This window comes from Halorubrum californiense DSM 19288 (genome assembly GCF_000336875.1).
Lineage (GTDB): Archaea > Halobacteriota > Halobacteria > Halobacteriales > Haloferacaceae > Halorubrum > Halorubrum californiense.
This window is the reverse complement of sequence record NZ_AOJK01000078.1, coordinates 24,974-37,693: the sequence shown is the minus strand read 5'-3', so window position 1 is coordinate 37,693 and position 12,720 is coordinate 24,974. Positions and strand designations below refer to the sequence as shown.

General features: G+C 70.5%; 13 protein-coding genes and 1 pseudogene. 10 read left to right on the top strand and 4 right to left on the bottom strand.

Going from position 1 to position 12,720, the window contains the following annotated elements; all coding sequences use genetic code 11:
• Together C463_RS16665 and C463_RS16660 are read left to right on the top strand one after the other, a co-directional pair.
• Positions 1-187: pseudogene (locus C463_RS16665) on the top strand (hypothetical protein); the annotation flags it as partial.
• A gap of 62 nt (positions 188-249) precedes the next feature.
• On the top strand, positions 250-567 hold the full coding sequence (locus C463_RS16660) for a DUF5785 family protein (RefSeq protein WP_008446126.1): 318 nt from the start codon (positions 250-252) through the stop codon (positions 565-567).
• Positions 568-666: 99 nt separating this feature from the next.
• On the opposite strand, the gene arsN2 is transcribed toward C463_RS16660, so the two are convergent.
• Entirely contained in the window at positions 667-1,110 is a 444-nt protein-coding gene (arsN2, locus tag C463_RS16655) for an arsenic resistance N-acetyltransferase ArsN2 (protein WP_008446124.1), read from the bottom strand.
• A gap of 138 nt (positions 1,111-1,248) precedes the next feature.
• Here arsN2 and C463_RS16650 point away from each other — a divergent pair, with 138 nt between their 5' ends.
• Both C463_RS16650 and C463_RS16645 read left to right on the top strand, forming a co-directional pair.
• Positions 1,249-2,307, top strand: a complete 1,059-nt coding sequence (locus C463_RS16650; protein WP_008446122.1) for a DUF1611 domain-containing protein — start codon at positions 1,249-1,251, stop codon at positions 2,305-2,307.
• The gene (locus C463_RS16645; protein WP_008446120.1) at positions 2,304-3,350 is read left to right on the top strand and encodes a dipeptide epimerase; all 1,047 of its coding nucleotides are present in this window, start codon (positions 2,304-2,306) and stop codon (positions 3,348-3,350) included. Before C463_RS16650 ends, C463_RS16645 begins: the two co-directional genes overlap by 4 nt.
• A gap of 72 nt (positions 3,351-3,422) precedes the next feature.
• Here C463_RS16645 and C463_RS16640 read toward each other — a convergent pair whose 3' ends face one another.
• Entirely contained in the window at positions 3,423-4,319 is an 897-nt protein-coding gene (locus C463_RS16640) for a PspA/IM30 family protein (RefSeq protein ID WP_008446119.1), read from the bottom strand.
• A gap of 208 nt (positions 4,320-4,527) precedes the next feature.
• Here C463_RS16640 and C463_RS16635 point away from each other — a divergent pair, with 208 nt between their 5' ends.
• Positions 4,528-5,499, top strand: a complete 972-nt coding sequence (locus tag C463_RS16635; protein ID WP_008446117.1) for a sugar phosphate isomerase/epimerase family protein — start codon at positions 4,528-4,530, stop codon at positions 5,497-5,499.
• A 28-nt stretch (positions 5,500-5,527) separates the two neighbouring features.
• Positions 5,528-6,661, top strand: a complete 1,134-nt coding sequence (locus tag C463_RS16630; protein ID WP_008446116.1) for a Gfo/Idh/MocA family protein — start codon at positions 5,528-5,530, stop codon at positions 6,659-6,661.
• A 79-nt stretch (positions 6,662-6,740) separates the two neighbouring features.
• On the opposite strand, the gene C463_RS16625 is transcribed toward C463_RS16630, so the two are convergent.
• Positions 6,741-7,208 (bottom strand): type IV pilin, encoded by a 468-nt coding sequence (locus C463_RS16625; RefSeq protein ID WP_008446114.1) that lies wholly within the window; start codon positions 7,206-7,208, stop codon positions 6,741-6,743.
• Positions 7,209-7,370: 162 nt separating this feature from the next.
• On the opposite strand from C463_RS16625, the gene C463_RS16620 reads away from it, so the two are divergent.
• Both C463_RS16620 and C463_RS16615 read left to right on the top strand, forming a co-directional pair.
• Positions 7,371-7,979, top strand: coding sequence for a YIP1 family protein (locus C463_RS16620; protein ID WP_008446112.1), 609 nt, complete (start codon positions 7,371-7,373; stop codon positions 7,977-7,979).
• 88 nt (positions 7,980-8,067) lie between these two features.
• Positions 8,068-10,296 carry a DHH family phosphoesterase gene (locus C463_RS16615; protein WP_008446110.1) on the top strand — a complete coding sequence of 743 codons (2,229 nt, stop codon included), beginning with the start codon at positions 8,068-8,070 and terminating at the stop codon, positions 10,294-10,296.
• A gap of 36 nt (positions 10,297-10,332) precedes the next feature.
• Here C463_RS16615 and fer read toward each other — a convergent pair whose 3' ends face one another.
• Positions 10,333-10,989 carry a ferredoxin Fer gene (gene fer, locus C463_RS16610; protein WP_008446108.1) on the bottom strand — a complete coding sequence of 219 codons (657 nt, stop codon included), beginning with the start codon at positions 10,987-10,989 and terminating at the stop codon, positions 10,333-10,335.
• Between the two features lie 157 nt (positions 10,990-11,146).
• Here fer and fen point away from each other — a divergent pair, with 157 nt between their 5' ends.
• Together fen and gcvH are read left to right on the top strand one after the other, a co-directional pair.
• Positions 11,147-12,124 (top strand): flap endonuclease-1, encoded by a 978-nt coding sequence (gene fen / locus C463_RS16605; protein ID WP_008446106.1) that lies wholly within the window; start codon positions 11,147-11,149, stop codon positions 12,122-12,124.
• Positions 12,125-12,262: 138 nt separating this feature from the next.
• Positions 12,263-12,646, top strand: coding sequence for a glycine cleavage system protein GcvH (gcvH, locus tag C463_RS16600; RefSeq protein ID WP_008446104.1), 384 nt, complete (start codon positions 12,263-12,265; stop codon positions 12,644-12,646).
• Positions 12,647-12,720: the final 74 nt, after the last annotated feature.

Here is a 12,720-nt window from a genome sequence, read left to right as displayed (position 1 = left end):
CCGGGGGTTCCTTCGCGACGTGGCCGCGGACGTGCGGGGCGACAGCTCCGAGAGCAAGCAGCTCTCGGCGATCCTCTACCGGGTCTCGGACCTGTACGACGACGAGGAGGAGACGTCGCCGGAGGAGATCTACCTCAACGTCCGACACATCATGCGGATCAAGTCGGACGGCGGACTGCGTCGCTGAGCGCGGCCGGCCGCCACCGCCGCATCCGAAACCACTATGCCCGATCCGGCGAACTTCTGGGTATGGACTGGCCACACGACCCCGACGGCGAGCAGGGGAGCGAGGGCATGCGGCAGTACGGCCACGCCGTGCTCGCGAAGAAGATCGACGAGGAGGAGGACTTCCCGCTCACGGCGGCGGAGTACGTCGAGCAGTACGGCGACCATCCGATCCGGATCGACTTCGAGACGGTCGTCTCCGTCGAGGAGATATTCGAGAACGTCGAGCAGGAGGAGTTCGCTGACTTCGTCGAGTTCCATCAGGAGCTCGGCCGCGCGATGCGGGAGGCGGGCCACTGGTTCTACGAGGGCGCCGAGCAGTTCGTCGACGGCAGCGCCTGAAGGCGATCGCTCGCCGGAGAGCTTTTTCGCGGATCCTGTCGGCGTCGGTGCTCCGCGGCGCGCGCCGACGACGGGGAGCGCGACCTCGGCGGGTCGACGCTACAGCTCTCGCCGGAGGCAGGCGGCGGACGCCGGGCACAGCTCGCCGAACTCCGTCGTTCCTCGGATTCCGCTCGGGACGTCGCTCCGCGGCGTCTCCGCGTATCCGCGGGCCGCGAAGAACTCGGCCGCGGTCGTCGTGAGCAGGTACAGCGTGTCGACGCCGGCGGCGGCCGCCTCCGCTTCGAGCGCGTCGCAGAGCGCCGTCCCGTAGCCGCGGCCGCGCTCCGAGCGCTCGACGACGACCGACCGGAGGAGGCCGTCGCTCCCGTGGACCTCGACGCCGCCGACGCCGACCCGCTCCGCCCCGTCGCGAGCGACGTAGAACGCGTCCGGCGTCGACCGGACGTCCCGCGACGGCAGTTCGTTCTCCGCCAACAGCGACTCGACGTACCCGAGCGCGTCGCCGGCCGCCGGCTCCAGCGTGACCGAGACGTCGTTCATCTCGGTTCGAACGATCGGCCGACACCGGTTTGACTCTTCGGACGGTGGGGCGCGTTTCGCCCGCCGGGGGCCGGTGGCTCGGCGGACGCTCGGTCGCCCCTCGACCCTTTTAAGAGCGACCGGGGCGAGCGACCCACCATGGACCACGAGCGGATCGCCGTCCTCGCCCACGAGAAGTTCCCCGACCGCGCGAAGACCGCGCTCGGCGTGATTCGCTACGGCGACCAAGGCGTCCGGGCCGTCCTCGACCGCGACCGCGCCGGCGACCGCGTTGCGGACCACGTCACGGACGTCGCCGACGCGCCGATCGTCGAGTCGTTCGCCGACGCGCACGCGGCCGCCGACGGCGACCTCGACGCACTCTACATCGGGATCGCGCCCATCGGCGGCGGCTTCGACGAGTCGTGGCGCTCCGACGTCGAGGCCGCGATCGAGGCGGGCTGCGACGTGGTGAGCGGCCTCCACTACTTCCTGAACGAGGACGAGGAGCTTGCCGGGCTGGCCGAGGAACACGGCGTCGACCTCGTCGACGTCCGGAGGCCGGGCGACGACCTCACGGTCGCGTCGGGCGCCTCGGCCGAGGTCGACGCCGACGTGGTACTCACGGTGGGCACCGACTGCTCGGTCGGGAAGATGACCGCGTCGCTGGAGATCGTCGCGGCCGCCCGCGACCGGGGGATCGACGCCGCGTTCGTCCCGACGGGACAGACCGGGATCATGATCGCGGGGTGGGGGAACCCGATCGACCGGATCGTCTCCGACTTCACGGCGGGCGCGGTCGAGGAGATGCTCGTCGCGGCCGGCGACGACCACGACCTGCTCGTCGTCGAGGGACAGGGGAGCATCGTCCACCCCGCCTACTCCGCGGTCACCTGCGGCATCCTCCACGGGTCGATGGCGGACGGTCTCGTCCTCTGTCACGCCGCGGACCGCGAGGTCGTTCACGGCTACGAAGAGTTCGACCTCCCGCCGCTGGGCGACTACGTCGACCTCTACGAGGACCTGGCGACGCCGGTCCACGAGACCGAGGTCGTCGCGGGCGCGCTCAACACGAAGGACGTGGCCGACGAGGGGGCCGCGGCCGAGGCGGTCACCGAATTCGGCGACGAGACCGGGGTTCCGGCCGCAGACCCGGTCCGGGACGGCGCGGACCGCATCGTGGACGGGATCGTCGACGCGGGGCTCGGCGGCGAATGAGCCTCGAAACCGAGTTCGAGCGGGTCTCGCTGCCGCTGGAGAACCCCTTCACCATCTCGCGCGGGACCCAAACCGACGCGGAGAACGTGATCGTCCGCGTGACCGACGACGCGGGGATGACGGGGATCGGCGGCGCGGCGCCGTCGGCCCACTACGGCGAGACGGCCGACACCGTCGCGGCGGTCATGCCGGACCTGCTCGACGCGGTGGAGCGCGTCGGCGACCCCCACGCAATCGGCGAGATCGAGGCCGAACTGCGCGCGGTCGTGAACGGCAATCCCGCGGCCCGCTGCGCCGTCTCGATCGCGGTCCACGACCTCGCGGCGAAGCGGCTCGGCGTCCCGCTCCACCGGCTGTGGGGGCTCGACCCGAGCGACGCGCCGAAGACGTCGTTCACGGTCGGCTTGGACGACACCGACCGCGTTCGCGAGAAGGCGGCCGACGCCGTCGCGGCCGGCTACGACGTGTTGAAGATCAAGCTCGGCACCGACCGCGACCGGGAGCTGATCGACGCGGTCCGCGACGCCGCGCCCGACGCCCGGCTGCGCGTCGACGCGAACGAGGCGTGGACGCCGAAAGAGGCGGTCGCGAAGAGCGCGTGGCTCGCCGAGCGCGACGTGGAGTTCGTCGAACAGCCCGTCTCGGCCGACGACCCCGAGGGGCTCCGGTACGTCTACGAGCGGTCGGAGCTCCCGGTCGCCGCCGACGAGTCCTGCGTGACGGCCGCGGACGTGCCCGCGATCGCCGACCGCTGCGACATCGCGAACCTGAAGCTGATGAAGACCGGGAGCCTCTCCGAGGCGCGACGGCTGATAGCTGCCGCGCGGGCGCACGGCCTCGAAGTCATGTGCGGCTGTATGATCGAGTCGAACGCCTCCATCGCGGCGGCGGCGCAGCTCGCGCCCCTGTTGGACTACGCGGACCTCGACGGCTCGCTGCTGCTCGCCGAGGACCCGTACGAGGGCGTCGACCTCGCGGACGGCGAGATCCGGCTGGCCGAGCAGGACCGCGCGGGGACCGGCGCGCGGCCGTCGTCGGAGTAAGTGGGTTAGAAGCGGAGACTGGAAGCGGGGACCGCGGGGACTGCGGGAGCCGAACGCGGGTCGGAGGTGGCCTCAGTTCTGCGGTTCGTCGGCCTCGGACTCCGACTCCTCCAGCTCGACGTCGAGCTCCTCGTCGAGGTTTGCGTCGCCGGAGCTACCGTCGCTGTCGAGGTCGGCTTCGAGGTCGTCCGAGTCGATCTCCGCCTCGATGTCGGCCAGTTCGTCGTCGACATCCTCGTCGCTGACGCTCGCGTCGCCGTTCGACGAGCCGCCCTTGCCCATCTCTCCCTTCAGCGTCTCCAGCTCGGCGTCGACCTCGCTGTTCGTCGAGAGGCTCTCCAGCTCGCGGTCGATACTGTCCTTGTCGGAGAGCGCGTCCTCGAACGCGCCGGAGTCCTCCAGCTCGTCCATCGCCTCGGACCGCGCCTCCATTTCCTCGGTGCGCTCCTCGGCGCGCTCGATGGAGCGGCTCACGTCCTCCATCTCGTCGCCGACGCCCGTCATCGCCTCGGAGACGCGGGAGGACGCCTCGGCCGCCTCGTAGCGGGCCTTCATCGTCTCCTTCTTGGTGCGGAACTCCTCGATGCGGTTCTGGAGCTTGTTCTTCTTCTCGACGAGCTGCTCTTGGGTGTTGTTGAGCTCCGCGATCTGGCCCTCCAGCTCCTCGATCTGGGTCATCTTCGACTTCTTCTTTTCGAGCGCCTTGCGCGCGAGGTCGTCGCGGTCCTGTTGGACCGCCTCGCGGGCTTGCCGGTTGTGCTTCTCGACGTTCTCTTCGAGCTTGCGCTTTTGAATCTCCAGGCGCTTCTTCTGGGTCGTCAGGTCGGCGATCCCCTGTTTGACGTCCTGAAGCTCGTCGCGCATCTGTTCGTACGAGTAGTCGAGCGATTCGGTCGGGTCTTCCGCCCGGTTGAGGAGGGTGTTCACCTTCGAGCGGATGACGTAGGAGGCGCGAGAGAGGATTCCCATACCCCGTCGTATGCGTTCCACCCGTTAAAACCTCATGCGGTTCGCGGCCGGGAACGGCTCGGTTCGCGGCGGGAATGCGAGGCGGTGACCGGAGGAGGGTCCGCGGCGGGAACCCGAGGCGGCGTCCGGGGGGGCGTTGACGGCGGACGGGCGCCGCCCCGCCGATCCTTCCTGAACACTTATTCCGGGCGTCGGTGTAGCCCCGGATATGGACATCGGCGTGCTGACCGTCCCCTTGGGCGGCGAACCGATCGACGACGCGGCCGCGTACCTCGACGGGATCGGCGTCGACGCCGTCGAACTCGGCGTTGGCGGCTGGCCCGGCGAGGACCACGTCGACCGCGAGCGCCTCCTCGGCGACGAGGACGCGCGCGACGAACTGCTCGGGCTGCTCGACGACCGCGGCCTCCGGATCTCCGCGCTGGCGACGCACAACAACCCGCTCCACCCGGACGAGGAGCGGGCCGCAGCGGCCGACCGCGAACTGTGCGAGGCGATCGAACTGGCCGACCTGCTCGGCGTCGACACGGTCACGTGCTTCTCCGGGCTCCCCGCGGGGGCGCCCGGCGACTCGACGCCGAACTGGGTCACGGCGCCGTGGCCGACCGAACACGCCGACGCGCTCGACTACCAGTGGGACGAGGTCGCGATCCCGTACTGGCGGGACCTGGCGAAGCACGCCGAGCATCACGGCGTCGACGTGGCCATCGAGATGCACCCGAACATGCTGGTGTACGAGCCGACCGGCATGCTCGCCCTCCGCGAGGCGACGAACGACCGGATCGGGGCCAACTTCGACCCCTCGCACCTCTACTGGCAGGGGATAGACGTGACGGAGGCGATCCGATTCCTCGGCGAGCGCGACGCGATCCACCACGTCCACGCGAAGGACACCAAGGTGTACGACGCGAACGCCCGCCTGAAGGGCGTCCTCGACACGACGGGGTACGCCGAGGAGGCCGACCGCTCGTGGCTGTTCCGCTCGATCGGTTACGGCCACGACGAGGGACACTGGAAGGATGTCGTCTCGACGCTGCGGATGGTCGGCTACGAGGGCGCGCTGTCGATCGAACACGAGGACTCGCTCACGTCGTCGCGCGAGGGGCTGGAGAAGGCCGTCGACGTGCTGGAGCGGGCCGTCTTCGAGACGGAACCGGGCGACGCGTACTGGGCGGAATGAGACGCTGACGACCGAGAGATCCACGACAATGACCGACGAACCACTGAAGATCGGCGTGCTGGGGTATCGATTCATGGGCAAGGCGCACGCGAACGCGATGGCGCGGCTCCCGATGTTCTTCCCGGACGCGCCCGAGGTCGAGCGACACACGCTCGTCGGGCGCGACGAGGCGGCGCTCGCGGACGCGGCCGAGCGGTTCGGCTTCTCGCACACCGTGACCGACTGGGAGGCCGCGCTCGACGAGGTGGACGTCTTCTACAACCTCGGGCCGAACCACGTCCACGCGGAGCCGTCGATCGCGGCCCTCGAAGCGGGGATTCCCGTTCTCTGCGAGAAGCCGCTCGCGCCGACGATGGCGGAGGCGGCGGCGATGCGCGACGCGGCGGCCGCGGCCGACGTGCCCGCGGGCGCCGCGTTCAACTACCGGTTCGTCCCCGCGATCCGGTACGCGAAGGGGCTGATCGAGGACGGCGAACTGGGCGAGATCCGACAGGTCCGCGGGCGCTACCTCCAGGACTGGCTCGTCGACCCCGAGGCGCCGTGGGCGTGGCGGATGGACGCCGACATGGCCGGGTCGGGCGCGCTCGGCGACCTCGGGGCGCACACGATCGACCTCGCGAACTTCCTCGTCGGCGACGCGGTCGGCGGGATCGACCGCCTCTCCGGACGGCTGACGACGTTCGTCGACGAACGGCCCGTCTACGACGACGAAGGGGTAATCGAGGAGTACCGCGACGTGACGGTCGACGACGCGTACAGCGCGCAGGTCGCCTACGAGTCGGGCGCGACGGGGAGCTTCGAGGCGAGCCGCGTCGCCGAGGGGCACAAGAACGACCACACGATCGCGGTTCACGGGACGGCGGGGAGCCTGACGTTCTCCTTGGAGCGGCTCAACGAACTGGAGGTGCTGCGCGAGGGGAACCGCGGCTACGAGACGGTGCTGGTCACCGAGGAGACGGACCCGTACGTCGACCGCTGGTGGCCCCCCGGACACGTGATCGGGTGGGAGCACACGTTCGTTCACGAGAGTTACGAGTTCCTCTCGGCGGTCGCCGAGGGCGGATCGTTCGAGCCGTCGTTCGAGGACGGGTACGAGGTCCAGCGCGTCCTCGCGGCGATCGAGCGATCCGACGAGCGCGGCGAGCGGGTCGCTGTCGAGTGAGCGTCGCGGTCGACTAAGGGGGTCGCGGTCAATTAGACTCTCGGCCGGATATCTCCCCGATTGCCCGTCCGTCCCGCCGTCAGACGCCGACGCCGCCGCCCGGCGTGCTGCCGCCGTTCTCCTCGCTCCACTCGTCGATGGCGGAGTCCTCGCCGCTGTAGCTGCCGAGCGTCTCGCGGGTGTCGAACGCCAGCGGCTCCCAGACGACATCGAAGTCCTCGTTGCCGGTCGCGTTCGGGACGGGGACCTTGTCTCCGGGTCTCGCGATCCCGTCTCCGGGCCACGCGCCGAACTGGACGTTCCCGTCGGGGTCCTCCCCGCGGACGTACAGCTCTTCGGCCGGGACCGGCTCGGGCCCGAGCGCGACGACGACGAGCGAGCCGTTCTCCTGTTGGCCCTCGAACTCGGCGTCCGGCGGGGCGACGTTGTCGATGAGCCCGAACACCGCCGCGCCCACCATGGCGAGCAGCAGCACGACGACCCCGACGAGCAGTCCCGTCCCCGCCAGCGGGGTGAATCCGCGCTCGTCGTCTCGGAACGCGACCATTCGAGCGATACTCAGACGGGGGCGATATAAGCGTTTGCGCCCCGCGTATCAGCGCTGATAAGTTTGGAGGCGAGGGGCGCGCGGCGTTCGGACCACCACCGCACCGGAGCGAACCGGAAACGGGTTATTTCGCGCGGACGAACCCCGACTGTGACATCTCGGATGAGCGAGTCGGCGGGCGGTCGGCCCCGCGGTCCGCGCGGCATCGCGCGCACGTGGGCGGAGGTCCTCGTCCGGCCGCGGCGGGCGTTCGCGAACGGGATCACGCCCGGCGATCAGGCGCCCGCGCTGACGTTCGCGGTCGCGGTGGCCGCGGCGTTCACGCTCGGCTGGATCGCGTCGGACCCCGCGGCGATGCCCGTCGTCGTCCCCTCCTCGCGGGCGCTGTCCGAGGTCGTAGTGTTCCTCGTCGTGGTCGCGCTGGCGGCGCCGGTCGGCCTCCACCTGACGGCCGCGGTCGCGACCGTCTCGGTCGTGGTCGCGAGCGTCGAGTTCGACGGCGGCGTGGGGCTGCGCGACCGCGGCGGCGTGAGCGAGACGGTCCAAGTCGTCGCGTACGCGAGTTCGCCGATGGCGCTGGCCGGACCGGCGATACCCGAACTCAGAGTCGTCTGCGGCGCGTACGCCGCGGTGCTTCTGTTCGTCGGGCTCCGCGCGGTCCACGGGCTGGGCCCGGTCCGAACGGTCGTGGCCGCGCTCCCGCCCGCCGCGCTCGGCTACGGCGTCGGCTACCGCGTCGTGGCCGCGGCGCGGACGCTGCTCGGCGCGTGACGTGACCGCTGCCCCTCAGCTCCTCCCCGTCGAGGGACCAGCGGGCTTTCGACAACCGTTTTAGGCCCGAGACTCTCGGTGTACTCAAATGGGATCCTGTATCATCTGTGGCACGGACGTCGGGGGCAGTCGCGTCTGCGACTCGCACCAAGAGGACGTCGTGTTCGACTTCCGCGGCGACGCTCCCGACGACCTGGTTCCGAGCCGCTTCTACCGGGGCGTCGTCGACGGGTACGCCGAGTTCGGCGTGTTCGTCGACCTCGCGCCGGGCGTCACCGGACTGCTTCACCGCTCCGAACTCGACCGCCGCCTCGACAGCCTCGACTGGGAGCCGGGCGACGACGTGTTCGTCCAAGTGAAGGGCGTCCGCGACAACGGAAACGTCGACCTCGGTTGGTCGATCCGGCAGGCCGACCGCGAGTTCCGCGGCGTCCTCGTCCAGGAGTCCAGCGGCGAACACCTCCCCGACGAGGAGCCGGGGGACGAGGACGAAACGGCCGAAGAGGAACAGACGGCTGAGGCGGAGACCACCGACGAGGAAGAGGCGGCCGACGAAGAGACCGCCGAGCCCGAGGAAAGGGGCGACGACGGTGTCGCTGCCAACGAGGAGTCCGACGAGTCGGTCGACGAGACCGTCGAGGCCACCGAGACCGTCGGAAGCGACGCGGAGTCTGCCGATGAGGAAGCGGACTCTGGCGCGGAATCGGAGACTACCGAGACCGAGGCCGCTGTGACCGACGACGAGGAGGAGGCCGCAGCGTCCGAGGGCTCGGAAGAGCCTGCGGAGGCCGAGAGAGACGACGCCGACGCGGAACCCGAGCGCGTGTCGATCACGACGCTCGAAGACGCGGTCGGCGACGCAGTCCGGATCGAAGGCGAGGTCGTCGGCGTCCGCCAGACCGGCGGCCCGACGGTGTTCGAGGTCAGCGACGAGACGGGCGCCGTCGACGTGGCCGCGTTCGTCGAGCCCGGCGTGCGTGCGCACCCGGACATCGAGGTCGGCGACGCGGTGCGGGTCGACGGCGAGGTGGAGAGCCACCGCGGCGACGTTCAGGTCGAGTCCGACGCGCTCGTGCTCCTCGACGGCGAGGACGCCGAGGCGGTCCGCCGCCGCATCGCCGACGCGCTCACCGACGAGGCGCGCCCCCAGGGGCTCCAGCCGCTCGCCGGCGACGAGACGGTCGCCGAACTCGCGGACGGGCTGCTCGACGCGGCCGAGGCGGTCCGCCGCGCGGTCCTCGAATCGCGACCGATCGTCGTCCGTCACCCGGCGACCGCCGACGGCTACGTCGCGGGCGCCGCGGTCGAGCGCGCCGTCCTCCCGCTGATCCGCGACGAACACGCGAAGAGCGACGCCGAGTACCACTACTTCACCCGCCGCCCGCTCGACGAGCCGGTGTACGGGATGGACGCGGCGACCAACGACGCGACGCGGATGCTTCAGGACCGCGACCGACACGACGAGAAGCTCCCCCTCTTCCTGCTCGTCGGCGCCGGCTCGACAACCGAGTCCGCCGACGGCATCGACCTGCTGTCGGTGTACGGGGTCGACGCGGTCGTCGTCGACGCCGCGGTCGCCGATCCCGAGACCCGGGACGCGGTCGACACGCTCGTCTCGCCGGAGCTGGCCGACGTCGGCGGCGACAAGACGCTCTCGACGGGCTCGCTCGTCGCCTCGCTGGCGTCGGCGATCAACGACGAGGTCCGCGACGACCTCCGGCACCTGCCGGCCGTGAGTTACTGGGCGGACGCCCCCGAGCGGTACGTCGACCTCGCGCGCGACGCGGGCTACGACGCCGAGCGCGTCGCCGAACTCCGCGAGGCGGTCGCGCTGGAGGCGTACTACCAGTCGTATCAGGACAAGCGAGAGCTCATCGCCGACCTGCTGTTCTCGGACGGCGGTAACCTCGCCGCGCACGTCTCCGAGCAGTTCCGCGAGAAGCTGGAGACCGAGGTCGAGACCGCCGACGCGAACGTCGTGACCGAGGCGGCCGACGGCGTCGAGTTCGCGCTGCTCGACACCGACGGCTACACCCACCGGTACGACTTCCCGCCGACGCCGCTCCTCCTCGACGACCTCCACCGACGCCGCGCGGACGGCGAGCCGTTCGCGACGGTCGGCGTCGGCACCGACGAGCTGTACGTGCGCGCGACCGCGGACGTCTCCGTCCGCGACGTCGCCGAGCGCGCGGCCGAACTCGCCCCGACGGCGGACATCGCCACCGCGGGCGTCCGCGAGGGGAAGATCGAGTTCCTCTCGGGCGAGCGCGACGCCGTCGAAGACGCCGTCGTCGCCGCCGTCGCCGAGTCGTTCTGAGGCGCTTCCGGGTCCGCTTTTTCAGCCGCGATCCGGTCAGCGACGCGTGAACGGTCCGGGCGGGAGGATGAGGTCGTCGAGTTCGGGCCGCTGTTTCACGTTGAACACGATAGACAGCTCGTCGGTCAGCGGGTAGCCGTTACAGGAGAGTCGGAACCCCCGCTCGGCGAGGTCGTCCGGCATGATGTGGTCGGTCGGCTGTGAGAGTTCGCCCTCAGCGAGGTACACCGCACAGTTCGCGCAGGCGCCGCCGCGACAGGAGAAGGGCCACGCGAAGCCGCTGCGCTCGGCCGCCTCCAAGAGGCTCTCGTCGGGGTGGACGAGCAGGCGGCCGTGGGCGTCGGGGGCGAGGTCGGCGTGGCCGGCCTTCCGGAACAGCTCGTCATCGTCGAGCGACCAGCCGTAGTCGACGACGGCCTCGTAGTCGAGGAACTCGACGCGGGTCGACTTCGGTTCGCGCGCGTCGTCGCCCTCGGTGAGGTCGACGTCCGCGGGGTCGACTCGGTCGTCGCTTCCGTCGTCGTTCTCGTCGCGTTCGGACAGCTCCCGATAGGCGCGGCGGACGAGCTGGAACTCGTCGATCGAACCGCCCTGATCGGGGTGCGCGCGCTTCACTTGCTCGCGGTAAGCCCGCTCGACTTCCTCGTCGTCGGCGTCCTCGCCGACGTCCAACACCTCGAACGGGGAGACCATTCAGACGCTCCACCGTAGGCGCGTGACGCACATAAACTGCCCAGAAGTCGGCAGGCGGGTCGCGACGGATGGCAGACCGGCCGTCGACAGAGAATCGCTGCCCGTCGCCCACCCCGACCCGCCAGCGTTTAACAGCGACGCGCCCCAGTAACGGGTAATGGGAAACGCCGACCTCCGCGACCTCGCGTCGATCCGCGACGTCGCCTTCGAAGAGATCGAGGGGAGCGTCGTCGCCGTCGACGCGCACAACTGGCTGTACCGGTACCTCACGACGACGGTGAAGTGGACGAGCGACGAGAAGTACACCACCGCCGACGGCGTCGAGGTCGCGAACCTGATCGGCGTGGTTCAGGGACTCCCGAAGTTCTTCGAACACGACCTGATCCCCGTGATGGTGTTCGACGGCGCCGTCACCGACCTGAAGGCCGACGAGGTCGCGGAGCGACGCGAGAAACGCGAGCAGGCTGAGGAGCGACGGGCGGCGGCCGAGGAGCGCGGCGACGCGGTCGAGGCCGCGCGGTTGGAGGCCCGCACCCAGCGACTCACTGACACGATACAGGAGACGACCCGGGAACTCCTCGAACTGCTCGACGTGCCGATCGTCGAGGCGCCCGCGGAGGGGGAAGCGCAGTGCGCGCACATGGCCGCGACCGGGACCGTCGACCACGCCGGCAGCGAGGACTACGACACGCTGCTGTTCGGCGCGCCGACGACGCTCCGCCAGCTGACGAGCAAGGGCGACCCGGAGCTGATGGACCTCGCGGCGACCTTGGGGGACCTCGGCCTCGACCGTCAGGGGCTCGTCGACGTGGCGATGCTCTGCGGCACCGACTTCAACGAGGGCGTCCGCGGGGTCGGGCCGAAGACGGCGGTAAAGGCGGTGCGGGAACACGGCGACCTGTGGGGCGTGCTGGAGGCGCGCGACGCCGACATCCCGAACGCCGAGGCGATCCGGGAGCTGTTCATGGACCCGCCGGCCGAGGACGTTTCCGTCGACACAGAGGTGAACCCCGACGTCGAGGCCGCCCGCGAGTACGTCGTCGACGAGTGGGGCGTCGACGCCGACGAGGTCGAACGCGGGTTCGAGCGCATCGCGGAGTCGCAGGTCCAGACCGGGCTCGACCGGTGGACCTGACGGGGCGCATCGAACGGCCGTCCGGGAGTCGTTCGCCGTCGCGACCGCCGCGAACACACCTTTTATTTCCTCGTCGTCAGAAGGGTGAATCACATGTGTCGCGGCCGGACGCCGAGCGGACCGCGGCGACCCTGACCAATGAGCTTCGACGTTCCCGACGACAGACGGTACTTGGAATCGCACGAGTGGACGACGACCGGCGGCGACGCCGTCCGGATCGGCGTCTCCGACTTCGCGCAGGACGAACTCGGCGACGTGGTGTTCGTCGAACTCCCGGCGGTCGGCGACGAGATCGCCGCCGGGGAGTCGTTCGGCGTCGTCGAGTCGATCAAGGCCGTTTCGGACCTGTACGCCCCCGTCTCGGGCGAGGTCGTCGCGGTCAACGAGGCGCTGTTCGACCGCCCGGAGCTCGTCAACGAGGACCCGTACGGCGACGGCTGGATGCTCGAAGTCGCCCCCGCCGAGGGGGGCGACGCCGAGGGGCTGCTCGACGCCGACGCGTACGACGCCCAGATCGCGTGACCGCCGGACCGACGCCGGAGACGGACCGCGGACTCCCGGACGACACACCCACCCGACACACGACCATGATCACG

Coding starts and splice junctions, on each gene's coding strand:
- fer (WP_008446108.1), bottom strand. CDS start 10,989: ATGGTCTCCCCGTTCGAGGTGTTGGACGTCGGCGAGGACGCCGACGAC.
- fen (WP_008446106.1), top strand. CDS start 11,147: ATGGGAAACGCCGACCTCCGCGACCTCGCGTCGATCCGCGACGTCGCC.
- C463_RS16630 (WP_008446116.1), top strand. CDS start 5,528: ATGACCGACGAACCACTGAAGATCGGCGTGCTGGGGTATCGATTCATG.
- C463_RS16650 (WP_008446122.1), top strand. CDS start 1,249: ATGGACCACGAGCGGATCGCCGTCCTCGCCCACGAGAAGTTCCCCGAC.
- arsN2 (WP_008446124.1), bottom strand. CDS start 1,110: ATGAACGACGTCTCGGTCACGCTGGAGCCGGCGGCCGGCGACGCGCTC.
- C463_RS16625 (WP_008446114.1), bottom strand. CDS start 7,208: ATGGTCGCGTTCCGAGACGACGAGCGCGGATTCACCCCGCTGGCGGGG.
- gcvH (WP_008446104.1), top strand. CDS start 12,263: ATGAGCTTCGACGTTCCCGACGACAGACGGTACTTGGAATCGCACGAG.
- C463_RS16640 (WP_008446119.1), bottom strand. CDS start 4,319: ATGGGAATCCTCTCTCGCGCCTCCTACGTCATCCGCTCGAAGGTGAAC.
- C463_RS16635 (WP_008446117.1), top strand. CDS start 4,528: ATGGACATCGGCGTGCTGACCGTCCCCTTGGGCGGCGAACCGATCGAC.
- C463_RS16615 (WP_008446110.1), top strand. CDS start 8,068: ATGGGATCCTGTATCATCTGTGGCACGGACGTCGGGGGCAGTCGCGTC.
- C463_RS16620 (WP_008446112.1), top strand. CDS start 7,371: ATGAGCGAGTCGGCGGGCGGTCGGCCCCGCGGTCCGCGCGGCATCGCG.
- C463_RS16660 (WP_008446126.1), top strand. CDS start 250: ATGGACTGGCCACACGACCCCGACGGCGAGCAGGGGAGCGAGGGCATG.
- C463_RS16645 (WP_008446120.1), top strand. CDS start 2,304: ATGAGCCTCGAAACCGAGTTCGAGCGGGTCTCGCTGCCGCTGGAGAAC.